The organism is Pelagibacterium sediminicola (genome assembly GCF_003390885.1).
Lineage (GTDB): Bacteria > Pseudomonadota > Alphaproteobacteria > Rhizobiales > Devosiaceae > Pelagibacterium > Pelagibacterium sediminicola.
On the sequence record NZ_QMEL01000012.1, the window covers coordinates 1 to 23002 of the forward strand.

Annotated in this window: 20 protein-coding genes and 5 pseudogenes; 11 read left to right on the forward strand and 14 right to left on the reverse strand. The window is 59.0% G+C overall.

All coding sequences use genetic code 11. The annotated features are described in order from the left end of the window. From DQG18_RS16695 to DQG18_RS14545, 5 genes and pseudogenes are all read left to right on the forward strand, one after another. Positions 1-127: pseudogene (locus DQG18_RS16695) on the forward strand (IS630 family transposase); the annotation flags it as partial. Positions 128-227: 100 nt separating this feature from the next. Beyond that, the gene (tnpA, locus tag DQG18_RS14530; RefSeq protein ID WP_116654976.1) at positions 228-638 is read left to right on the forward strand and encodes an IS66-like element accessory protein TnpA; all 411 of its coding nucleotides are present in this window, start codon (positions 228-230) and stop codon (positions 636-638) included. Beyond that, the gene (gene tnpB / locus DQG18_RS14535) at positions 635-982 is read left to right on the forward strand and encodes an IS66 family insertion sequence element accessory protein TnpB (RefSeq protein ID WP_116654977.1); all 348 of its coding nucleotides are present in this window, start codon (positions 635-637) and stop codon (positions 980-982) included. Before tnpA ends, tnpB begins: the two co-directional genes overlap by 4 nt. 89 nt (positions 983-1071) lie before the next feature. Continuing rightward, positions 1072-2706 carry an IS66 family transposase gene (gene tnpC, locus DQG18_RS14540; RefSeq protein WP_116654978.1) on the forward strand — a complete coding sequence of 545 codons (1635 nt, stop codon included), beginning with the start codon at positions 1072-1074 and terminating at the stop codon, positions 2704-2706. Further along, the gene (locus DQG18_RS14545; RefSeq protein ID WP_116654979.1) at positions 2703-3296 is read left to right on the forward strand and encodes a plasmid pRiA4b ORF-3 family protein; all 594 of its coding nucleotides are present in this window, start codon (positions 2703-2705) and stop codon (positions 3294-3296) included. The genes tnpC and DQG18_RS14545 overlap by 4 nt, the downstream gene beginning before the upstream one ends. A gap of 20 nt (positions 3297-3316) precedes the next feature. Here the strand turns inward: DQG18_RS14545 and DQG18_RS14550 are convergent. Both DQG18_RS14550 and DQG18_RS14555 read right to left on the reverse strand, forming a co-directional pair. Continuing rightward, positions 3317-4011 (reverse strand): annotated as a pseudogene (locus tag DQG18_RS14550) (IS5 family transposase); the annotation flags it as partial. Positions 4012-4069: 58 nt separating this feature from the next. Next, the gene (locus DQG18_RS14555; RefSeq protein ID WP_198669787.1) at positions 4070-4684 is read right to left on the reverse strand and encodes a transposase; all 615 of its coding nucleotides are present in this window, start codon (positions 4682-4684) and stop codon (positions 4070-4072) included. A gap of 333 nt (positions 4685-5017) precedes the next feature. Between DQG18_RS14555 and DQG18_RS14560 the strand changes: the two genes are divergently transcribed. Next, positions 5018-6346 (forward strand): sugar transferase, encoded by a 1329-nt coding sequence (locus DQG18_RS14560; RefSeq protein WP_116654980.1) that lies wholly within the window; start codon positions 5018-5020, stop codon positions 6344-6346. An 86-nt stretch (positions 6347-6432) separates the two neighbouring features. On the opposite strand, the gene DQG18_RS14565 is transcribed toward DQG18_RS14560, so the two are convergent. From DQG18_RS14565 to DQG18_RS14575, 3 genes are all read right to left on the reverse strand, one after another. After that, complete coding sequence (locus DQG18_RS14565) at positions 6433-7323, reverse strand: tyrosine-type recombinase/integrase (protein ID WP_198669788.1); 891 nt, start codon at positions 7321-7323, stop codon at positions 6433-6435. After that, positions 7310-9307, reverse strand: a complete 1998-nt coding sequence (locus tag DQG18_RS14570) for an AAA family ATPase (RefSeq protein ID WP_116654982.1) — start codon at positions 9305-9307, stop codon at positions 7310-7312. The genes DQG18_RS14565 and DQG18_RS14570 overlap by 14 nt, the downstream gene beginning before the upstream one ends. A gap of 79 nt (positions 9308-9386) precedes the next feature. After that, complete coding sequence (locus DQG18_RS14575; RefSeq protein ID WP_116654983.1) at positions 9387-10646, reverse strand: GIY-YIG nuclease family protein; 1260 nt, start codon at positions 10644-10646, stop codon at positions 9387-9389. A gap of 596 nt (positions 10647-11242) precedes the next feature. Between DQG18_RS14575 and DQG18_RS14580 the strand changes: the two genes are divergently transcribed. From DQG18_RS14580 to DQG18_RS14585, 3 genes are all read left to right on the forward strand, one after another. After that, positions 11243-12880, forward strand: a complete 1638-nt coding sequence (locus tag DQG18_RS14580; RefSeq protein WP_116654984.1) for a sodium:solute symporter family transporter — start codon at positions 11243-11245, stop codon at positions 12878-12880. Positions 12881-12901: 21 nt separating this feature from the next. Beyond that, a complete protein-coding gene (locus DQG18_RS16405; RefSeq protein WP_281270422.1) occupies positions 12902-13024 on the forward strand; it encodes a putative transporter small subunit in 123 nt (40 codons plus the stop codon). Positions 13025-13341: 317 nt separating this feature from the next. Beyond that, complete coding sequence (locus DQG18_RS14585) at positions 13342-13635, forward strand: hypothetical protein (RefSeq protein WP_245958478.1); 294 nt, start codon at positions 13342-13344, stop codon at positions 13633-13635. 28 nt (positions 13636-13663) lie between these two features. Here DQG18_RS14585 and DQG18_RS14590 read toward each other — a convergent pair whose 3' ends face one another. From DQG18_RS14590 to DQG18_RS14605, 4 genes and pseudogenes are all read right to left on the reverse strand, one after another. Further along, positions 13664-14005, reverse strand: a complete 342-nt coding sequence (locus DQG18_RS14590) for a type II toxin-antitoxin system RelE/ParE family toxin (protein WP_116654986.1) — start codon at positions 14003-14005, stop codon at positions 13664-13666. Then, a complete protein-coding gene (locus tag DQG18_RS14595) occupies positions 14005-14265 on the reverse strand; it encodes a CopG family ribbon-helix-helix protein (RefSeq protein ID WP_116655029.1) in 261 nt (86 codons plus the stop codon). Before DQG18_RS14595 ends, DQG18_RS14590 begins: the two co-directional genes overlap by 1 nt. Before the next feature lie 50 nt (positions 14266-14315). Continuing rightward, positions 14316-14573, reverse strand: a pseudogene (locus DQG18_RS16775) (transposase); the annotation flags it as partial. 54 nt (positions 14574-14627) lie between these two features. Then, entirely contained in the window at positions 14628-15215 is a 588-nt protein-coding gene (locus tag DQG18_RS14605; RefSeq protein ID WP_116654987.1) for a TRAP transporter large permease subunit, read from the reverse strand. Between the two features lie 84 nt (positions 15216-15299). On the opposite strand from DQG18_RS14605, the gene DQG18_RS16585 reads away from it, so the two are divergent. After that, complete coding sequence (locus DQG18_RS16585) at positions 15300-15536, forward strand: transposase (protein WP_281270423.1); 237 nt, start codon at positions 15300-15302, stop codon at positions 15534-15536. On the opposite strand, the gene istB is transcribed toward DQG18_RS16585, so the two are convergent. The 4 genes and pseudogenes from istB to DQG18_RS14635 form a co-directional block, all read right to left on the reverse strand. Next, positions 15527-16384 carry an IS21-like element helper ATPase IstB gene (istB, locus tag DQG18_RS14615; protein ID WP_116654989.1) on the reverse strand — a complete coding sequence of 286 codons (858 nt, stop codon included), beginning with the start codon at positions 16382-16384 and terminating at the stop codon, positions 15527-15529. The genes DQG18_RS16585 and istB overlap by 10 nt on opposite strands. Then, positions 16381-17640 (reverse strand): IS21 family transposase, encoded by a 1260-nt coding sequence (gene istA, locus DQG18_RS14620; RefSeq protein ID WP_116654990.1) that lies wholly within the window; start codon positions 17638-17640, stop codon positions 16381-16383. The genes istB and istA overlap by 4 nt, the downstream gene beginning before the upstream one ends. 518 nt (positions 17641-18158) lie before the next feature. After that, positions 18159-18530 (reverse strand): annotated as a pseudogene (locus tag DQG18_RS14630) (ATP-binding protein); the annotation flags it as partial. 233 nt (positions 18531-18763) lie between these two features. Then, positions 18764-19162 carry a nuclear transport factor 2 family protein gene (locus DQG18_RS14635; RefSeq protein WP_116654992.1) on the reverse strand — a complete coding sequence of 133 codons (399 nt, stop codon included), beginning with the start codon at positions 19160-19162 and terminating at the stop codon, positions 18764-18766. Positions 19163-20070: 908 nt separating this feature from the next. Here DQG18_RS14635 and DQG18_RS14645 point away from each other — a divergent pair. Continuing rightward, positions 20071-21187, forward strand: a pseudogene (locus tag DQG18_RS14645) (IS630 family transposase). 344 nt (positions 21188-21531) lie between these two features. Here the strand turns inward: DQG18_RS14645 and DQG18_RS14650 are convergent. After that, the gene (locus DQG18_RS14650) at positions 21532-22995 is read right to left on the reverse strand and encodes a M81 family metallopeptidase (protein WP_116655030.1); all 1464 of its coding nucleotides are present in this window, start codon (positions 22993-22995) and stop codon (positions 21532-21534) included. Between the last annotated feature and the right edge of the window lie 7 nt (positions 22996-23002).

Genomic DNA, 23002 nt, shown 5'->3' on the forward strand with positions numbered 1-23002 from the left:
ATTCATCGATGCCCACAACGAGAACCCCAAACCCTATAAATGGGTCAAATCCGCAGACGAAATCCTCGCCTCCGTCAAACGCTTCTGCCAGAAAACAATGAACCGAACTTCAGATTCGGGTGACTAGGGTTGAGACTCAATCATAGCCAGTATGCGACGGCTGCAGCGTAAGCCTCCGTTGAGAGCCGCCTTGGTTTGAGCCGCCGATCTGGTAGCAAACTGTCGGTATGGATATCCTTACAGATAGAAGCCGTGTCGAACGGCTCGAGATCGTAGACACTGGTCGGCGCCGTCGTTTCAGTGATGCGGAGAAGCTCCGGATCGTTGAAGAAAGCTTGTCGGCGCCGCGCATGGGTTCGGTGACTGCACGACGTCATGGAATTGCGGTGCCATTACTTTTTGCCTGGCGCAGGGCATATCGCGAAGGCCGGCTGGGCGGCGAGGCGCCTTCGTTCTACCCAGTGCGAGTTGATGAGGTTGGGGCCCATGCCGACAAGGGCGGAGTTCCACCCGAGCCGCCCGAGAACTGGTCAGCCAGTCCGGTCGAAATCGTGCTGCGCAACGATCGCCGGATGATTGTACGCTCCGATATTGCCCCGATTGCGCTGGGACGCCTGCTCGATGTGGTGGACCGATGATCCCGGTTCCAAGCGGGACCCGTGTATGGCTGGCGGCCGGCCACACAGACATGCGAAAGGGGTTCAACTCTTTGGCCCTGGTGGTCCAGGAGGTGCTCAAGCGTGATCCCCATTGTGGGCATTTGTTCGTGTTCCGGGGGCGCAAGGGCAATCTGGTTCGCATCATCTGGCACGATGGCCAGGGGGCATGCGTTTTTACAAAGCGGCTCGAGCGCGGGCGCTTCCTGTGGCCCTCGCCCGCCGATGGCGTTGTGACGATCTCGTCCGCCCAGCTCGGATATCTGCTTGAGGGGATCGACTGGCGAATGCCGCAAAAGACCTGGCGGCCACTCTCGGCGGGATGACCATTTTGCACCGCGACACGGTGACTCATCTGGTGCAAAACGGGGCATATCGGCTCGTGGCGAGGATCAGATTCTGGTAAGGTCATGGCATGGTCGAGCCTGCCGGAAACGCCGAGATTGCTGCCCTTCGCGCTGCACTTGCCGCAGCCGAACAGCGTGCCGATCTGGCGGAAGCCGAAGCGGCGCGGGTTGTTGCAGAAAAGACCGATGGCGACACCGAGATCGCCCGCCTCAAGCTCGAAATCGAAAAGCTCAAGCGTAGTCTTTATGGACAGCGCTCCGAGAGGAAGGCCAAGCTGCTCGACCAGCTCGAGTTCGAACTCGAGGATCTTGAAGCGGCGGCCACCGAAGACGAGTTTGCCGCCGAAATGGCCGCAGCCAAGGCTGCACCGGTCAGAGCCTTTACCCGCAAGCGGGCACAACGGCGTGCCTTTCCCGACCACCTGCCGCGCGAGCGCGTCGTGGTGCCCGCGCCGCAAGCCTGTGAATGCTGCGGATCCGATCACCTGGTCAAGCTGGGCGAGGATGTGACCGAAACGCTCGAAGTGATCCCGCGTCAGTGGAAGGTGGTCCAGACGGTGCGGGAGAAGTTCACCTGCCGGGATTGTGAGAAGATCAGCCAACCACCGGCGCCTTTCCATCCCACGCCGCGCGGCTTTGCCGGACCCAACCTTCTGGCAACGATCCTGTTCGAGAAGTTCGGTCAGCATCAGCCGCTCAATCGCCAATCGGAACGGTTCGCCCGCGAGGGCGTGCCCATTAGTCTCTCGACGCTGGCCGACCAGGTTGGCGCCGCAACGGTGGCGCTCAAGCCCCTCCATGATCTGATCGCCGGTCACGTGATGGCCGCCGATCGACTGCACGGGGACGACACCACCGTGCCGATCCTGGCCAAGGGACAGACCCGAACAGGTCGGGTGTGGACTTACGTACGCGACGATCGGCCCTTTGGCGGCACCGATGGTCCGGCAGCTCTGTTCTTTGCCTCTCCCGACCGCAGGGGCGAGCATCCACGGGCTCATCTGGCCGACTATGCCGGCATTCTGCAGGTCGACGCTTTTGCCGGTTACAACGGCCTGTTCGATCCCGAGCGTCGCAGCGAACCCATTCTCCCCGCCTTTTGCTGGGCGCACGGACGACGACCCTTGTTCGAGCTTGCCGATATCGATAGGGTGCGAAAGAAACAGGGTAAGGGCGGCGCCATCTCCCCGGTTGCGCTCGAGGCGGTGCGCCGTATCGATGAAATCTTTGCCATCGAGCGCGACCTTCATAGCCTGCCGCCCGATCAGCGCCTTGCCGAACGTCAACGATTGTGCGCGCCTCTGGTTGATGAGCTGCACACTTACATGATCACCGAGCGCGAAAAGCTCTCGCGTCACGCTCCTGTGGCCAAGGCCATGAACTACATGCTCGCGCGCTGGGTCGGGTTTGCCGCATTCCTTGAGGATGGTCGCATCTGCCTCTCGAACAACGCAGCCGAGCGTGCGCTGCGCGGAATTGCCCTTGGCAGAAAAGCGTGGCTGTTCGCCGGTTCGGACCGCGGTGCCCGCCGGGCCGCGTTCATGTACACCCTCATCGTCTCGGCCAAGCTCAACGATATCGATCCCCAGGCCTGGCTCGCCGACGTGCTCGCCCGCATTGCCGACATGCCGCAGAACAGGCTGGGGGAACTGCTTCCTTGGAACTGGAACGCCAACAAGGATGCCGTTAAGCTCGTTGCATGAGCTCAGCATCGCACTTCGTCGCCACCATCACTGTCATCCTCGAGGATGTCGAGCCGCAGGTCAGGCGCAAACTGATCGTACCGCTCAACCTGCGTATGGATCGGCTCCACATTGTCTTGCAGATTGCCTTCGGCTGGACCGACAGCCACCTTTACGAATTCCGCTATCAGGATATCGGGTGGGGCGTTCCCGATCATGACTTTGGCACTGATCTTCGCGACGCCTCCAAGGAGACTCTGCTTAAAGTCCTTCAGGAAACAAATGCTCGCGCGATCACCTATCTCTATGACTTCGGCGATGGTTGGGAACACACCATTCGGATCAACTTTATCTCCGAGCCCGAGCCCGGCGCGCTGTATCCCCAGTTGATCCTGGCCGAGGGGCGGACCCCGCCTGAGGACATCGGCGGGCCGCCCGGCTACGAACGCTTCCTCGAAGCGATCAACGACCCCAGCCATGAAGAACATGCCGAAATGCGTGAATGGTATCTCAAGGACGGCTTCGATCCACGTCTGGTCGATGTGGAAGCCATCGAAGATGAACTCAAGCGCTACGCCCGGCGATGGAAACCCAAGCCGAAAGCGAAATAACCGCGGCCCTCAGCGGAGGCTTACGCTGCAGCGAGCATGACGGCAGATAGATAATTCCGAGCGAGCTTGTCGTACCGTGTGGCGACGCGGCGGAAATCCTTGAGGCGGCAGAACATTGCCTCGACGCGCCAGCGGTCCTTGTAGCGCTTCTCATCGTATCGGATTTTGCGCTTGCGGTTCTTGCGGCCGGGGATCACCGGGATGGTGTTTTGACTTCGAAGAGTGGAGCGAAGACGGTTCGCATCATAGCCCCGGTCCGCGATAATCCTCTTCATACCCGTTGTGTGGGCGATGAGCAGATCTGCTCCCTTCATGTCCGAGGCATTGCCGGGTGTCAGGACGAGGCAGAGTGGTCTGCCGATAACGTCGACAAGCGCATGGACCTTGGTGGTCCGGCCACCACGCGAGATGCCAATGGCATTGGCTCGCGCCCCCCTTTTCCCCCACCTGCACAACGATGGGCCTTGATATAGCTGCTGTCGATCTGGGCGGTTTCGGTAATCCAGCCCTGTTCGGTCAGAGCCGCAAGAATGCGTGCCCATATACCGCGGCGGCTCCAACGGTTCCAACGATTGTAGATGGTGGTCGAAGGACCATACTCGCCAGGGCAATCAGCCCAGCGCCCGCCGCATTTGAGCATGTGAATGATCCCCGAAATCACCCGCCGGTCATCAACCCGTCGGGCTCCAGGCTGGTTCTTGGGAAGGTGGGGCTCATACCAAAACCTGTGGAATCTGACTCACGAGGGGTTTCTGGCTTGAGTTTGTCGTGATTCACCATCGCAAACGGTTGGAGGTTTGCGCCTGCGCTGTCTTGCCCGACTTGATGGCGTCCCGCTCACTATCGGTATTGCGCTGCTTGGGCGCTGGCACCAACGAGGCATCGACAATCTGCCCCGACATGGGGATGTAGCCCTTCCTGTGCAGTTGCCAGTCAAAGGCCTTCATCACCCGCTTGAGCGTGCCAGTCTCGGTCATCCGGTTGCGGAAATGACGAATGGTGTTCTCATCAGGTGTGCGGTCGCCCAGAGAAAAGCCCAGGAACCGCATCCAGCTGAGCCGATCTCGGATCATGAACTCGGTGTGGGCATCAGACAGATTGTGTTGGGCCTGCAGGATCAGAATCTTGAACATGGCCACCGGATCGAAGGACGGACGCCCGTCCTTGCTGCCATCGCCATAGCTCAACCCTTCGACCACCAGGGCCGAAAATACTCGAAATCCACCGTGCGCTCCAAAACCTCGAGCGGATGCTGGCTGACGGCTTCGAGATGGTCGTTCAGGCTGAAAAGCGAATGCGGGTCCATGAGAGCACTCCATGATTAGGCAACAGCACTGAATCATGATCGCAGCAATCAAGCGAAGGTTTTTACGGGCGTCCAGCTGCATCGATGCCGTCCGGGCTGCGCATATCGATATCTTCGACGCAGGCTGCGTGAGGTATCGGCGCCTGCATGTGCAGTTGCGCCGGGAAGGCTATGTGATCAACCTTCCAGTGCTACAGTGAAATCGTTTATATACACCATGCCGACTACCGGATCGGCAACGCGGCGCTGTTTCTCTATGGCCATTCCTGCGAACTCATCCTCAAGGCCGCCATGACCAGCGCGCAATGGGGCTGTGAAGAGGGTCGTGATCGCATTCCGAGGCTAAGCGTTGACTTTTCTTCAACCATGGGACACCCCTCTCGGCAGGGTGAGGCGGGTGATAGGAAGACTAGTAATGGCTGACCAACCTAGGACCGGCTTTGTGCAAGGTAAGTCGAAAAAGAACCCGTTATTAAACGACCTGACACACCTTGCTACGCTGGGTGCCAGAACCCGGCGCATGCGCTATCTCCGAGACGCCGCCACCTTCCTCCTCCCCGTTTTGCTCACCATTGTCATCCAAACCCTCGTCTATATCTTAATCTATACGCGGGCCGGCCAAATCCCGATGGGTTCGGGTGTGATTGCAGCTATTGTCCTCGGCATTGTGCCGGTGCTATCCGCCTTTACGCTTAGTGCATTCCGTCGCCACGAGGCGCCCATCCTTGCTGCTGTTGCTGTTGTATCCGTATATTTCAGTTTTGCCGTAAGTTTTTTGTCTGCAATAAGAATTCCACTTAGCTATACGGCGCTGGCCGCAGCGGCACCGATTGCGATGGCCATCATGGCCTTTGCAAATGTTCGTTTTCACCGCTCGATTAACGCACGGGTCGGCCTCATCAGATTCAAAAATGCTGCCACCGTTTTGGAGTTGCTCGGCACCGGCGTTGCGCTCATTGATAGTCCCGATGCGGACGTTGGGGAGTTCGACGCAATCCTGATCGAGCCGCGCCATCACCATACGACTCAATGGTCCGGGATGTTGACCCGCAGCTACCTCTCCGGCGTGGATATCATGCCATGGGCTCGATTTGTGGAAATCCGATTGGGTCGTGTCGACATCGCCACCTTCGACCTCTCCCACCTCTCCTATAGCCCCAGCCAGCTTATTTATGCTCGCTTCAAACGCATTCTGGACCTCGCTTTTGTCGTAGTAACTCTTCCTCTCTCCATCCCCCTTGCTGCGCTCACGGGCGCCTATATTTTTCTTCGTGATGGTGGACCGGTCTTGTTCGTTCAGCACAGACGTGGTTTTGGAGGTCGACCCTTCCGACTATACAAGTTCCGGACCATGTATTCGGGTAAGAGCGGGGGTGCAACAAGCGCGGACGACAAGAGGGTAATTCCTGGATGCGGTGTGCTTCGTCGTACGCGTATCGACGAGTTGCCACAGCTCTTTAATGTATTGATCGGAGATATGAGCCTCATCGGACCGCGACCCGAGGCTTTAGATCTCGTAAGATGGTATCGTCGGGAAATTCCCCAGTGGGACTATCGCATGCTTCTGCTGCCGGGGATTACCGGTTGGGCTCAGGTTAACAGCGGTTACACAAGTAACCCGAGCGAAGCTCGCGTGAAACTCTCATACGACCTATACTATATAAAGCACCTTTCATTAGATCTGGACCTTCAAATCCTCGTCAGGACGATAAAGACGGTATTGCTGGGATCTGGCGCCCGATAACGAGGTTGCTCATCGCCACTGTCTTTCAAGTTACCGACCGGCAGAACAGGCGTGGCTGACGCGACCAAGTAAATTCGGACGGTCGATTACCGTTCCCATACGTTCATTTCAACTTTTTCGACGTAGCGAGCCACGACGTTACTCGACCTCCAACCGCCTGCGGCCATGATCGGAAGGAGGCCATAGCCCATCACCGTTAATGTCTGGGCAGCCCCAACGCGCAGGGAGTGACCGCTCACCGATTGCATTTCGGGTTCTGAATAGCCGGCGAGCTTGCTCAGGCGTTTTAACGTCGCGCCCACGAACGCGGGATGTAGGTACCGCGTGCGGATTTTTCCTTTATAAACGGGGCGGAGCAGGGGGCCGCGTTCGAGGCTTGCCGCATCAATCCATTCATCGACCAGTCGGCTGGTGGCAAGTGAAAGTCGAGCGATGCGGCCCTCTCCGAATTGGTCATTTTTGGCGCGGCGAACGAGGACTGTGTAGGTGCCGTTCGCTTCAAGCGTGAAGTCTTCCACCCGCAATGCCACCAACTCGGACCGGCGGCACAAGCTGTCGAATCCCACCGCAAGCAGAACCTTGTCGCGCAGGCCAGCGAGGTCATCACTGCAGACCGCCATCAATTGATCACGACGCTCCGCGGTGATGCCGAGCGCCTGATTCGGCCGGGCTGGCTTTTTGCGCCGGGCGCGGCGCATCGCGAGGGCAACAACTTCATCCGTGGTCGGCGATTCTTCGCCAGCCAGGCGATGAAGCTTCGCGATCGCGACAAGCCGGTGTTTGACGGTGGCTGGTGAACACCGTTCGATTACGTCGTCGATATAAGCTGCGACTGTTTCCGGCTGTGCGGGGAGCGCCCGCAAACGCCTGCGCCTTGCCCATTTAGCAAAATCATAGAAATCAGTGCGGTAGCCAGAGATTGTTGAGGGCGCATAAGCGCCTTCCATCTTTTGAAAAAGGCTCTCAAAGCTGGCCATGCTTGCCTCCCCGATGCGGTGCTCTGGCCCCTCGACCGGCATCGCTGCCTTCCGGCTGCTTGTCGTCCTCGCCGGCAAGGGGTTTGGGGTCAGAAGAGGGTGTACTCCTTGCCGTGTCTTTTTCAGCCGGCTTCAAGCCCAATTCCGCTGCGATCTCATCACCCGTGAGGATCCGATCTTTCAGCAGTTTCTCTGTGAGGCTGAGCACGATAGCTTGGTCCGACTCGACGATGGCGATAGCCTTTTCGAGCAATGACCGCAGTTCCCGGTCGATCTCGTTGAGCAAAGTTGGATGGATCCGCGAGGATACTGCAGCATGGGAAACGAGTGCTTCTCCCAGACCCTGCGCCAGACGGGCGTCGAGCAACAATTCCGTTGCGCGTGCGAGATCATTCTGTGCACCCGCGTGGGGGCCGCTGCCGATGATAGTGTCGGCAGCCCGTCCCCCAAGCCCGATCATCACGATTTCCTCGATGACCGCCCGATTGGGAATAATTGTGGGCAGGTGCGTTAGGGTTTGTCCCCCGCTCCTCCCCTCCGGCAAGATCGTGACACGTTCGAGCTTGTGACCAAGGCGAAGCGCAACGACGGCGTGGCCGATCTCGTGAATAGCGATGGCGCGCAGATCGCTCTCTGACCGCGTTTCCGCTGGTGTCAGTGCATCGATAAGATCATGCAGGAGCGGTTCACGGTCTTGGGTTCTGGCAAGACGCTGCGCCTCTTTCCATGACCCCTCAATCGTCGCCGGTGTTGCGCCAATCCCCAGCCTGGCAATGCGGGACAACTCGTCGCGCGGGATCATGCTGCCCGCAAAATAGTCGAGCAGCGAGAGCGCATCGGCCTCGCTTTCCGGCGGAAAGACGCTGAGCCTCTGCTCCAAGCGACCCGGCCGCACCAAGGCGCTATCAAGCCGCGTGTAGTAATTGGTTGCTCCAAGCAGCAATACCTTGCGATCTGACTTCCTGATCTGGTCGATTTGCGTCAGAAACATCGTAATAACGGGTGTCCACCACTCCCGTGCGCGATCATCAAGCGCTGCGCGATCGGGGATTGCGTCGATCTCGTCAAGGAACCCGATTGCCGGAGCAGCCGCGAGCACGTCGTCAAAAAACCGCTTCAGATTCTTGACGACACCTCCGAGGTAACCGTCGCCGCTGGTGAACCACGAACCTACAGAGCTTTCGACAAAATTCCAGCCCGAGGTGACTGCAAGGCTATTGGCGATCAACGTCTTGCCGGTCCCTGGAGGACCCTCGAGAATGCCGTGGGCAAGACGATCAGGCGACAGCGCGCCCGCCTGAACAGCAGCAAGGTCGGCTAGCATGTTGTCTGTCCATGCTCGGACGTCTTGTGTCAGCGGCAGCGTGTCGAGCGTGGGCACGGTGCCAGCTTTCGGATTTTCGAGCCGTGCGACGGCACGCTTGAGATTATCAACGCACTGCCGCGAGCTCGTGCCGGGACGCAGGCAAGCAAGGACGATATTGAGATCAAGATTGGCATGCTCTTGTGTGACGCCACGAGCAACGCCCCGCGTGAGCTGACCAATCACCGCGCGCAACAATTCAGCGGTAAGCGCCGGGATGCGGACAAAAATATCAGCGCTTGCAAGCACTTCTTCTCTCAAAAAGTCATCAGGATTCTGACTGACAAACAGTACGCTCCGCCCTTGTTGGATAATATCGAGCGCATCGAGCCCCACGCGTTCATATTTGCCACCCGACTTCCTCTGCTCGCTCGCTTCAACAATGAGCGGCGCCCGGTCCATCGACTTCAGCTCTTTTGCGATCGGCGAAATCCACGGTTCGGTGGGAACAGCAAAAATGAACAGACCGGGGTGCGTCTTCAGCGTTTTGCGCGCTGGTGCATCGAGTGCTTGCTGCAACGCAACCTCGGCGAGAATGCGCGCGGCGCTTTTTTGCGCCTCGTTTTCGGCTTGCGGGTCGTCATCCAGATCACCGCTATAAAGATCAAAAAACTTCGACATGAGACAATGCTCCTCTTGGCCCGAACCGACAAAGCCGGTTCGGAGCGCGAGATGAATGGGAATAAGAGAAGTCGTGGCGCTAAGCGGCGATCAGTGCCGACATATCCGGATCGTGCTCGCCTTCGACGGGCGTCCAAGACGACAAACGCCGGCCTTTGGAACCCGAACAGAACTGCGCTATCGCGGTGCCACTTGAGAAGAGAATGTCTTTCAAAGCGATATAGCTCTTGCCATCTGGTGCCAGACCGAGATGCCCGGAGTGAAGGAATGCTGCGCGCTTGAACAGGACCGAAGGGTCGGCGCTTGGCGCTGTCTCGAGCCTGACATCCGATCCCCGCAATAGAACCCAGCGATCATCAGCTTGCCTTGCTGCCAATGCGGTCATACCGCAAAACTGGAGTTCGAGAACGTCACCGTCCGGAACTTCGTTGAAAGCGCGCTTGGGCGCTCTGGTGCCGGGCTCGGTCTGCGGCCCGGCAAGCGCCAGCCGCGGGCTGATTTGGTCAAACAGCATGTCATTGTGCCAAAGCGCGAGACAGACCTGACCGGCGAGCGCTTCAAGTTCAGAATAGCGCTGCGGGTCGACCGCAGGACCTTCAGGCGCTTCGCTGTTTGTTGAGGTCAGCCCCGAAAGTGCGACGCGCGACCACAGGATGCGCTCGAGCGCTTTGGCATCGCGCGGTTCGAGCTGATTGTTTCTGTCGGTGATCGCGACAATCGAGGTTACATTTTCAATCGGCTGGTTGCCCTGCCCAACCCGGGCGCCTGTATTGCCGCCGTAGCCGACGTAAAATTCGTCACGGTTGAACAAAATATAGACCCCAGGTTTTTGCAATTCCGGGTTTTTTGCCAGCATCCGCCTTTCGCTTGCCGCAGCAACCAGGATCGCGGGGTGGAAGGCCGGCACCGGCAGGCTGAAGATCTTACGATCACCCGCATTGCTGCCACTCCCCGTGGGGGCGGGGGAGAGAGGTCCACTGGGTGCGCCATTCGTGGAATCCGATCCACGAGGGGCAGGAAACGCGTTCCGGCGCACGATTGAATGAGTATCAAGAATACCGCCATTGAGATCCAGAGTCAGAAGGCCGGCGCCAGCTAGGGCGAGGACAGCACCCGGAACGTCGATGTGGTACGGGATGGCGCGGACGAGATCGCCGATCGTTGCGCTGCCCGTCTCGTCGACAATTTCGAGAATTGCGATCTGGATGGCAGCAGAGACACGCTCGTGCTGAACGACGCCATTAATGATCGCGGGGTGGGTAGAGGAGGTGCCGAGGGAAAAAGATTCGGCGAAGGACTTGTGCTGCGACTGCGCGCAGTTAAAAATAGAATCAACCATAGTATGCTTGCACCTTTCAAGCTTGCTGTGGCCAGGCCGGTGTGGGTGCTCGTAACACCCGCAACGGCCGCCCCCATTCAAGGGGAGGCCTATCGCCCACAATTAAGCGACATGGCAATCAAATAGCCTAAGTGATCTGCAAGTTCAATATGTGGATTTTATTTTGTAGCCGCATGGTTAACGATGGGCTCTCGCTTTTATCTGCTTTCACGTAGTATGTAATACTGTAGAGAGTGCCGAAACGACTTTGGGTGAACTTTCGCGTGTCGGATGCGGCTCCCTCTGAGGCTTGGAATCGTTGAGGATCGGCGATAACGCCAGCCGCGCCCCACGCTCTGTGCGGGGTCGAAACACACAGCATTAATGGCCGCTGGTTGAATAAATATCTAAATGGCCTATAAGGAGCGCGCAGCTTTCACAGCTTCCCGCAGCGCATGCCGTGCTTCGCTCTAAATCAGATTCGATAATCGGCGCGCCCTATATCGGCATTTATTGCCGTAATAACGACCGCATAGTCTGGACAGCTGGCAGCATAGCTTGGACGCCGGCCTTGTCATCTTGTGTCCCACTGCGCGGCATTGAATATGAATAGGCACATGCATCTTCAGCAACTAGGAACTCCGCTCACCCTTTTCCTTCTTTTGCTTTTCTTCGGGGTGACGTTCATCATCTCGCTCTCGATCGGTAAAAAGCGCGAGAACGCCGACAACTATATGACCGCCGGCAACCGCGTCGGGTTCGGCGTCTCGGCCGCCTCCATGACTGCCACCTGGATTTGGGCTTCTTCGCTCTACGCCTCGGCGACGTCGGGCTACACCTATGGCGTTTCCGGCCCGATACATTATGGGCTATGGGGCGCGCTCATGATCCTGTTCATCTATCCGTTCGGGAAGCGCATCCGGTCCCTCGCCCCCGAGGCGCACTCTCTTGCTGAAATCCTCCATGCCCGCCACGGACGATCAAGCCAACTCATCCTGGCCGGTTCAAACGTGCTCGGAAGCGTACTGAGTCTGACCTCAAACTTTATCGCAGGGGGCGCGCTGATCGCCATGCTGTCGCCGCTGTCCTTTTCGACCGGCATCGCGATCATTGCGACGGGCATTCTGCTCTATACCCTGTGGTCCGGACTTCGCGCTTCGATACTCACTGACTTTGTTCAGGTTTGTGCCATGCTCGGTGCGGTCATGATCATCGTTCCTGCGGTATTTTTCCTGGCAGGCGGACCGGCCATCTTCGAGACCGGCGCGGTCAACCTGACCCCCCAGCAGCAAAGTTTCTTTTCGTCGGACGCGTTCTTCAACCAGGGCGCACCGTACATCGCGGCGGTTCTGGCCTATGCAATCGGCAACCAGACGATCGCCCAGCGCCTGTTCGCGGTTCGCCAGGACATGATCAAACCTACCTTTATCACTGCGACAGTGGGCTATGGCGCTACTGTGATCGGCGTCGGGATGCTTGGGGTTCTGGCCCTCTATCTGGGCATCGAACCAGTGGGAGGGGACGCTAACAATCTCGTCCCGCAATTGGCGTCGAGCTACCTCAGCATCGGGCTGCTTTGCATCTTCTTTCTGATGATCATCGGCTCGTTGGCCTCAACCGCGGATTCCGATCTTTCCGCCCTGTCCTCCATCGTCATGACCGACATCTACGGGCGAAATGTCGCCGATGGGGATGCAAACCCGCGGCTGATGCTCCTAATTGGTCGGCTCACCATGGTTGCCGCGACTGGACTTGCGATGTTTTTTGCCAGCAACCAGTTCGACATCCTCGAACTGCTGGTCCTCGTTGGGGCCATCTGGGGCGCGCTCGTCTTCCCGGTGATTGCCAGCTTCTACTGGAACAAGGTCACGAACATGGCCTTTACGGTGTCAGTCCTCGCAGCCCTTGCGATCTTTTTCCCTGTCCGCTTTGAATTTATCGAACTGCAAGGGTGGACCGCGCTGGTGAGCGATCTGCTGGCGTCGGTCGGCGTCGGTGTGATTGCGGGCCTGATGGCGTTCGGGTTTTTCGGGGCAATCATTGGCCGCACTGTCGGCATCGTCGTCGCAATTGCCGTGCTGCCGTTCGGCCTTGGCTTTCTACACACCTATCCAATTCTGAGCGCCTCGCTGCTGGCTTACGCCGTAAGCGCCATTCTGTGTGTTGCCTTGTCGTTCACGAACACAAAGCTGTTCGACTTTTCGACCATCAAACAGAAGGCTAGCAACTTCGATGACAGGCCAGCCACCACCTGAAGGAGACCTTAAATGTCGCCCATGTTTCTGACTGTATACGTCCTGATGTGGCCCGTCCTTGTGGCAGGCGTCCTGTTTGTACTGGTTCGCGCTTTCAGTCGCGAATGGCGCAAAGCCAGGAAAGAAGGGCGGACGCTCGTATAACCCACGAACCAGATCGGGCCGGGATTTTCCGGCCCGATCACCCGCCTGGCGTAGGGGCTTGCCCGCAGGCCGGCTGGGCACTGAAGCGTCTTCGTCCTATTCCTACTCGCCGGCCTTGTATCGCCGCCAAAGCTCGCGCCTGACCCGGCGCCACCGATACCTATCAACACACAATCACTGGGTTACTGTCCAAAAGGGCCGAATTATTTTGCGAGGCGGAACGCATCCGTGATCGCCTGGCCGAGATCAAGAACGACATCGGTGCTTTGGACCGGACGCTTAGTGCACTTGGATACAGCGGCGATCTGGATGCTGCTATGCCGCGGCAGAAACGGGAGGTCGTTTTCGGGCGCGGCGAGTTGACGAACGGCATACTGACCGAACTTCGACACGCCGAGGAGCCAATGGGCAGCCGCGATGTAGCCCGCGGGCTGATTACCCTACGCTGCGACGACGCCAGGGACCGGAAGTACCTGACTGAACTGACGCGGCGGGTCAGTAAGGCGCTTCGCAACCTCAAGCAGGAGGGCGTGGTGCATTCATCCCCCGACAACCGAGGGAACCTCTATTGGGAAATACTGCGGCGAAATGGAAAACCACATGAAACCTGAGTGATCGGTTTCCCGCCCACTCTGTCATCTATGGCTCGAAAGCGTCTTTGGGAGGATCTTCGAAATCGAAATCCTCGTCGTCGGACGGGTTCAATAAGGGTGTATTGACCGAACTCGAGATTTCAGCGACCTGAACTTCTTCCTCGAGTATCCGATAATCGTAGCGGTAGCCGTTTCGTATGAGCCGACGCAGCCCCGGAATTGGCAAGGCTTCATCGGGGAAGCCAGCTTCTGGAAACCTTGCGAGGTCGCGCTTGACCGCCCTCACCCCCATCAGGAAACGCTGAGAGGCTCCTTGACTGTGTTGCCTGAGATAAGCCGCTTCCTGACGCACGTAATCGGAAGCTTTTGTGGAAAGACGAACCTTCATCAAGCGGCGCTACCGCGAACGATCTGCTCGACTTGAGCGATGACGTCGTCCATGTCCTCGTATTCGCCCTTGTCTAACTGTTCGAGACCTTCGGCCACGTTCAGGATTTCTTGTCCTTCACCGGCGAGGTACAGGCGCATGGCACGAACCATCACCCAACTCCGGGTGCGGTCCGAAATCGTTGCAATTCGCTCGATCGACTCCAGAATCTCCACGGGAAGACGCAGGGTGATGGGATCAGAAAGCTGCTGTTTGGACATCGTTCTTCTCCTGACAATGAGAATACATAGTATTACAAAAATCATAAAAATCAAGTATTATCAGTCCTGAGGATGGCTCGTCCGGATTCAATGACCTTGCCACCTCGCTGCCAGTATCCCCTCCAGATGCCAGAGAAGGTACTCCACGCCGCATAGGCAAGCAGGAGCATGAACTGGTGCCCGTTTGGAATGCGGCGGGCGTCTTCCCGCCAAGCCATCTCGGCGGCGTAACGATCCAGGTATTTATCGGCGATGTGATGATAGACGCCGATCTCGGCTCGCCGCATTCTCGAGAAGAACGATTCGGCCTCCTGCGCGGCGGGTCAGGTAGACCGCCGCGCGGAGGACTTTGTTGGATCCGCTCAGACTAGAATGATCAGCGACAGCAGGATGCAATAGGCGGCCAGGAAAACTCCGGTCCAGCCAAGGCTACGCTCGAGAGGTATTTTGGCAATCGAGCAAGCCAGCATCAGCGATATCCCATAGGGCGGCGTGATCTTGCCAATCGACAGTGTCATGACCACCAACAGACCAAGCTTGACCGGGTCAATACCGAGGCTCAGTGCAATCGGGCTGAGGACAGGGACGAAGATAAGCATGGCTGGCGCCGGATCGAGGAATGTGCCTAGTATGAGAAAAATGGCTGCTACAAGGAACATGAACGCCGTCGGATTTACCGAGAAGGTGTTGATCGCGGCGCTGACGGCACCCAAAATATCGTAGTACGTCAACAGCCAGCCAAAGATCGTTGCGGCGCCGACGCAAAGCATGACGGCCGCACTCAAAACTCCAGTCTGCACTGCAGTCTCGTAGAGCGCCTTGATGGTCAGGTTACGGTAGAAGAAGACACCTAGTAGCACGATGTACAATGCGCCAATCGCCGCCGCTTCGTAACCGCCAAGCCCACCCCGTCTGGTGACGGCTGCCTGTGAGCGATATCGACATCCCAGTGTTAGTGATGGGTGTCATGTTCTATGTCTGCGACTATGCCTGGGGATAGAAGTTTCCATCTGATCGAGGCAGTGTCCGATCGGATGGAGGGTGCGCCGGTTGCGCAGCGACGTCGGTGGTCCGATGCGTTCAAAGCCGAGATGGTTGCACGCTGTCTGGAGCCTGGGACCAATGTGTCGGCCCTTGCGCGCGAGATCGGGATTTCGCCGTCGCAGTTGTTTGGCTGGCGCACCTGTCAACGGGCGCCGAAGTTTCCGCAAAAGTGGGCGTTTAAAAATCCCTGGTTTGCAGCGGTGAGAGGGACGGGTCATCAGCCCTGATCTTGATCGTGTTTCTCTTTGGCTGATGGCCGACCGCGCCGTTTCGGCGGGTTAGGGGTGATGTGAGAGGTGGTTCTCATGGTGTCGGGAAGCAGGCTGGCGTGCTGACGCATGCGATAGCTTGACCCTTCGATCTGAACCACGACGGCATGATGGAGCAGCCGGTCGAGGAGCGCCGTGGCCACGACCGGGTCGCCGAAGACTTCACCCCATTCGGCGAATCCGCGGTTGGAGGTGAGGATCATGGCGCCCTTTTCGTATCTGGCATTGACCAGTTGGAAGAACAGATTGCCGCCGCCGGGCGTCACCGGGAGATAGCCGATTTCATCGACCACGAGCAGTGAACACCGACACAGGAAGCGGATCTTTTCGCGCAATGTGCCTTCGCGCTCGGCCTTGGCCAGGATGGCGACCAGGTCGGCCAGAGGTATGAAGTAGACGCTCTTGCCGGCGCGCACGGCCTCGACAGCCAGCGCCGTGGCCAGATGGCTTTTTCCCGTGCCTGGTGGACCGAGCAGATGAACCACCTCGGCGCGATCGATGAAGTCCAGCCCCGCGAGCGCCATGATGCGGTTGCGGTCGAGCGAAGGCTGGAAGGAGAAGTCGAACCCTGCAATGGTTTTGACCACCGGCAGCCGGGCCATGCGCAGAGCGGCCTTGATCCTGCGGTTTTCTCGAAGGAAAAGCTCCTCGGTGAGCAGAACGTCGATGGCCTCGATGCCATCGATCTGACCCTGCTCGATCTGACGCAGAGTAGCGTCGAGCATTTCCAGGGCACGGGGCATTTTAAGGCCCACCAGACTGTGACGGATATTGTCGACGCGCGCGGAGGATGTGGATAGCGTCATGGCCTTTCTCCGTGCGCCAGGTGGGACCCGATTGTCTGATAGATTTCCAGCGACCTTGCCGGAACATGTTCTCCGATGCGGCCCAAGGTGATGTCGGATGCCGAGCTCGTCTTGCTCCTGATGCTGCCGCCGGTCCGGTGGCTGCGGTCGATAAGATACTGCTTGCGGCCCTCGAGCACCCGATGTTCAGCCACCAGTTTGCCCTGGTCGAGGATGCGAACCTTGTCGGGCATCTGCTGGACCTCGACTACCCGGCGGGTTCGGTCCGGAACGCTGTAATAGTTTCCACCGATCGAGACGAGCCCGTCATGGCTGACCCGCCGCTCGAGCTTGAGAACGGCCCCGTAGGGGTGTTCGGGCAAGGTCTGGAGTTCGGGCTGTTCGACGGCGAAGGCCTCGGCGACGATCCTCTGGGTGGTGCCATGGATCCGGGCATTGGCCACGGTGCCGAGCCAGTCGACCAGTTGATCGTTCATGTCCTCGAGGTTGCGGAAGCTGCGGGCCAGGAAAAAGTCCTGACGAATGTAGCTGAATGGCCGCTCAACCTTGCCCTTCGTCTTGGCTCGATAGGGACGACAGGCGCGGGGCTGAAAGCGGTAATGGGTTGCCAGCGCCAGAAGGGCGCGGTTGTAGATGATGTGCCCGGAGCCATCCTCACCGGTCACCGCGGTTTTCATACGATCATAAAGGATCTCGAGCGGCACGCCGCCCAGAGCGTCGAATGCCTGCATGTGGCAGCGTAGCAGGGTCTGCAGGTCCTGGTGCAGCACATAGCGGGCGAACAGAAAGCGGGAGTGCCCGAGCACCAGGCTGAACAGCCACACGATCCTGTTGACGCCCGGCTCGTCGGCGAACTCCACGACAAAGCGAGCGAAGTCCACCTGCGCCTGCACGCCGGGCGGCGTCTCGAAGCGGACCTCATAGGGCTTGGGCTGTCCTTCGGGTCGGATGGCGGCGAGATAGCGCTTCACCGCCGTATAAGCACCGGTGTAGCCCAGCTCGCGAATTTCCCGGGTCAGGCGCGCCGCGCTCAACTCGGGAAAAGCCGTGATGCGTTCGCTCAGGAAATCCCGAAACGGCGCCAGCTTGCTCGGCCGACCCACAGAGCGCGGGCCATAGACAGGCGCTTCAATTCCACGTTCGATATATTTACGAACCGTTTTGGGGTCGCGACCGGTTCGCCGCGCAATGGCAGTGATCGTCAGCCCCTGTCGATGCAGTTCCAAAATCATCATGAGTTCTCCAAGTCGGATCATCAGCCCATCCCCTCGCCACAGCGAGCACAGGGCCGATATCGGCTGGCTCCATTGTGCTGGGGTTAACCCCAGCACAATGGAGCAGATGGGCCGCCAACCAGGGAATTTTCAAAGCCCACTTTTAGGGAGAATTGCAGGACCAATGACAGCACCGAAGCCATCAAACGGGGCGAGGTGGAAAAACGTGATGAAGCTGCGGACGCGGTGCCCACGTCTCGGGCCAGATCGATGATCGAGATCGAGGTCAAAGACGCGGTGATCCGGGTTGGCCTCGATATCGGGGAAGACCATCTGCAGCGCGTGATCCGCGCTGTGCGGTCGGCATGATCCCTGCGGGTGTAAAGGTTTATCTGGCCAGCCAGCCCGTGGACTTCAGGAAAGGTCCAGACGGTCTTGTTGGTCTGGTGCGGGACGCTGGTGCGGATTTCAGAAATACGGGACAGTGATTTCGCAAATTCCCGGACACCGGTTTCAGTAATTCCCGGACAGTCTGGGCAGGGTTGATCTTCGTCCTGCGGTTAAGTGTTGTTGGCCATGGTTTCGGTGTTTGTTTCCGGGGTCAAGTCGGCTCGGTTTGTTTTTCGTCTCATGCTGTCTCCTTTGAGTTCGATGCGATGCGCATTGTGGATGATCCTGTCGAGGATGGCGTCGGCGATGGTGGGTTCTCCGATCATCTGATGCCATCCCGAGACCGGAAGCTGGGCGGTGATGATTGTGGATCTGCGCTGGTAGCGCTCTTCGAAGAGTTCGAGCAGATCAAGGCGCTGCTGATCGGTGAGGGTATGGGTGCCCCAGTCGTCGAGCACCAGGAGCTGGACGCGGGCGAGTTTGTCGACGAGACGGGGGAATCTACCATCGAGCCTGGCCATGCCCATATCCTCGAACATACGCAGTTCAAAACGACCCAGCGCTATGCCCACCTATTCGACACCCCGTTGCGCGACGGGCTCAACAAGGTCGCAGAAATAGTGGCTCCCCGATTCCGCGTGGTCGGCAAGGATGAGGGCAACAGGATTGGCTAAGAACGTGTTCGATGTTGATCGCGTAGAACCGATGACAGCCCAGGCGGTGGCAAAGAGCCGCCCCAGGGGGCATGGTGGGCTCAGCGCAATATCAGGCCCGCCTAATTCGCACGAGCTATTTGGTATGATCTGACGGTTTTAATGGTCGCGGACTTGGCGCCGCCAGTAAATATCAACACGTGGCAAAAGGCAGCCTGCCGCCCATCTTCAAACGTAATCTCACCATCGATCCCGCAGTCGGTTCCGTGTGTAATGATCGTACCTATCCGCAGGTGAACGACCCTGGATTGCTGGCTTAAATGATGACCAACCTCGGCTTTGTCTGAGGCACCCCACGAACCGATCATTTGCCAGTTCACGTTCTCGCTGAGATAACTAAGCGCTTTGGACACCTCGCCCCCATAGAGGGCAACGATCAAGTCACGAATAATACGCTTGCGGGGCGCGTTACCGCAATCTTCGGGTGCCTCGACAATCAGCATTTCCGCCGGTTTGATCATCGCTGGATTCATAGCGCAGCAGGTTTCGCCTGCACAAGATCACAAGTTCGCCCGCCCCGGAACGAACCTACAACCTGCCAATTTATTCTATTGGAGAGTAGTTGTATGTCGGTAGCCGCCCCTGCCGACGGATGTTGTGATGGGAGGGTCCCTCGTCCCTGCTCTCTCAGCCCTCGGACGGACTTGGCCAGCCCCGATCGGTCGAGTCCGTCCAGCTACGTGGAAATTAACCGCTCGCTAACCCATTTACAGCGTCTGACCACACATCGGTAAGGTTACTGCTATGTGAACCGTGCTGCGACACATCCCCCTACTACGTCGCAGCCGCGCCCGGCCCTGCAAGGACCTCCCCACGGGTCGGGCGCGTTTATGTGATGGGGCTTGCCGGGTCGGCGGTCTTTTCTGTAAGCCCCGAGGTGCCTAGAGCAATTCCTGTTTGATGGAATCAAAACAGGATGCGCGGCGGCAATCAAGGTGAGACTCGTATTGCCTCATCCCATAATGTTCCTGAATGATTGAGCCGTTGCCTCAACCGATTGTTCCTGACGAATTCGGGTCGACAGGGCTGATGTGTGGACGTTGATCTGCGAAGCCTCCCCGTAGCGCAGCGGATCAACGGCCATCCTTTCTGAAGCACCTGGGGCGTTTCCGAACACCAGCTCTGTAGCGATTTCGGCTCTCCAACCCTTCAGGCGCCGCTGAAGGGTGCGAAGGAGCTTGTCGGGATATTCGCCAGGGTGGGCTGCTTGAAGTCTGGAGAGCAGTTCACGTCCCGTCTGGGAGCGGTCGTCATCGAACCATGCTCTGAGCTCATGCGTCACTGCCGCGAGCGGGTCGGGACGCCGCCGGCCCCGCGGGACAGGAGGCTTCCGTCGTGATGTTGGTCTGACCTCGCCCTCCTTCCAGGCATGGCGCAGAAGCTCAGCCAGCCTGAATACAGTTGCCGGCAAACCCGGGGCGGTTCAGTCGAGGAGCGAGACTTTCTGGAAGCCAGGTTCGACGGCACAAGGCGGCACGCTCACTGTCGGACCGGTGCCGGATGATCCTGCTCTGTGCAGAGGGGTTTCAAAGCAAGGAGGTCGGCACGCGGCTCGGGGTGCATGAGCACACAGTGGGCAAGTTGCGCAGACGGTTGGTGAAGGACCGGATCGAGGGGCTGGCCGACGAATATCGACCCGGTCGGCCCCGCACGGTATCGGGTGATCGGGTGGCCGAGGTGATCGAGCGAACGCTGAATAGCACGCCGAAGGACGCTACCCATTGGTCAATCCGTTCGATGGCCGCAGCGATGGGGCTGTCGCATACCACCATCCGCCGGATCTGGACCGCGTTTGGCCTGCAGCCGCATCGCTCAGAGACGTTCAAGCTTTCCACCGATTCGCTGTTCGTTGACAAGGTGCAGGATATCGTCGGCCTTTACATGTCACCGCCGAACCGGGCCATCGTGTTGTGCGTGGACGAGAAATCACAGATCCAGGCGCTGGATCGCGGGCAGCCGGTGCTGCCGATGGCGACCGGCGTGGCCGCGCGCAGAACCCACAGCTACATCCGTCATGGCACGACCGCGCTGTTTGGGGCGCTCGATATCGCGACGGGGGCAGTGATCGGCAAATGCTACAAACGCCACCGAGCGACCGAGTTCCTGGATTTTCTCAAGAAGATCGACGCGGCCATGCCCAAAGGACCGGACGTGCACCTGATGATGGACAACTACGCCACGCACAAGACCCGAAGATCAAGGCCTGGCTAGCGCGCCGCCCGCATTGGCATGTTCACTTCACCCCCACATCGGCCAGCTGGATCAATCAGGTAGAGCGCGGGTTCGCGGAACTGACGCGCAAGCAACTGCAACGGGGTGCCCACCGCTCTACCGCCGAACTGGAAGCCGATATCGCTGCCTTCATGGATGCGCACAACGAGAACCCCAAACCCTATAAATGGATCAAATCCGCCGACGAAATCCTTTCGTCGGTCAAACGCTTCTGCCAGAAAACAATGAACCGAACTTCAGATTCGGGGGACTAGCCGCAATGGGCCACAATCCAACCAGGTTAGCGTGTCAGTTTCCGCGCTATCAAAGGCTTGGATTCGTTGAGGTTCTGAGATAACGGCAAACGTTGCGGCCCCCTTCACGCCTGAATCCGTATGAAGGGAGCCGCGCTTCTTGAAGACATAGAGGCTATTGAACAGTATCGGGGATATTTGTGTGATCTGATAATGTTTGGGAAGCCTCGCCCCCATCGGTATCACCTCCCGTCGCTGTCGAGGTCTATGCTATGGTGGAAATGACGAAGCAGTTGGCGGCGTAAAAACGAACCCGATCCACCTTAGCCAAACCGCCAAGCTGTCTCACCAGGCGGCACCACCGCTCACGTCATCCAGACGGGCTCTGCCGGATCGAGCGGGGCGATCGGGCGGCGGATCTTGCGGTAGGGGATGTTCGACGGGTCGGGGGGGTAGGGGCCGCCGCAATTGACGTAGATGATCTCGGCTGCAAGGGGCGCGAAGGCGGTGTGGAAGTGGCTGGCCGATTTCACCACCACAACCTGCTTGGCCGTCAGGTTTATGCCCATATTGGAGAACACCTGTGGATGAAAGGTCTGGGCGCGCTTGCTGGCGAGGACCAGATCGAGATTGCCGATCCTCACCGCCGCCGCCGCGCCGAGCGACACGAGGCTGTCCTGAAAGGGCACGACGAGATCATCGGTCAGCGCCGTCACCTCGACTTCGGCATCCACGGGCTGGCCCGAACTGGGGGCCGCCTTGCCGCCGAGGCGCATTTCGAGACGGGCGCCGACGCCCGCCGCAGTGCAGAACGAGACGGCCACCGGATCCCAAAGGGCTCCCAGCGCCGAGGATGCCTCGGGCCGGGCGAGCAGGGCGTGCAAAAGGAAGGTGCTGTCGCCCGCAACGCCGCCGCCGGGATTGTCCCAGCGGTCCGCCAAGACGACGGGCCCGCGTGGCGCCGCCAGCGCCATGTCCACGGCCTCGGCCGGGCCGGGCATGTAGGGCATGCGATTGGCGCCGAAACCGAGAACCCGTTGGCCGAGCGTTTCGGCGATGCGCCTGCCAGTGTCCCGGTCGCCATCGGTGATGACGAGGATCTTGGTGCCGACATCGGCCATGTCCGCTGCCGGAAACCCGTGCACCACGGAAACGCTCAGCACCTCGCCGCGCTGTTCCATGGCCAGCATGTCGTCGACCAGTTCCCGGCCCGGGCTGCGGCTGGTCATAAAATTGGCGATGGCGCGGCAATCGAGCACGCTCATGACGGGATCGATTTCGCCACGCGCCGCGCGCAAGGCAAGGTCCACCATGTTCTCGGCCCGCTCGGCGAAGTCGCTATGGGGCACTTCCTTGAAAGTCACGATCACCGTGCTGGCTTCGATCATGGCGTGCGTCAGGTGGCAGTGGGGGTCGAGCTCCACTCCGATCACCGTATCGGGCCCGACGATCGCCCGCGCGCGCGCCAGCAGGTCGCCCTCGCAATCGTCATAGCCCTCGGCCATCATCGCGCCATGCAGCCCGAAGAGGGCCACCTGCACCGGCAGGGCGCGCGCCAGTTGATCGAGGATTTCGTCGCGCAGGTGTTCATAAGCAGCCCTGGAAACCAGCCCCGCCGGTTCGGCCCAGGTCGCCGTGCCCTCGATCAGGGTGAAGCCGTCCGTCCGTGCCCGGCGGCGCGCCGCGACAAAGGCGGCCGAGCACAATGTGGGGGTTTCGGGATGCTGGCCGGGCGGGGCGTAAAAGCTGTCTTCAAAGGCACTTTTGTCGATCCGGATGGGCGAGAACGTATTGGTTTCCGTGGCGAGCGAAGCCACGAAGACGCGCAGACCGGTC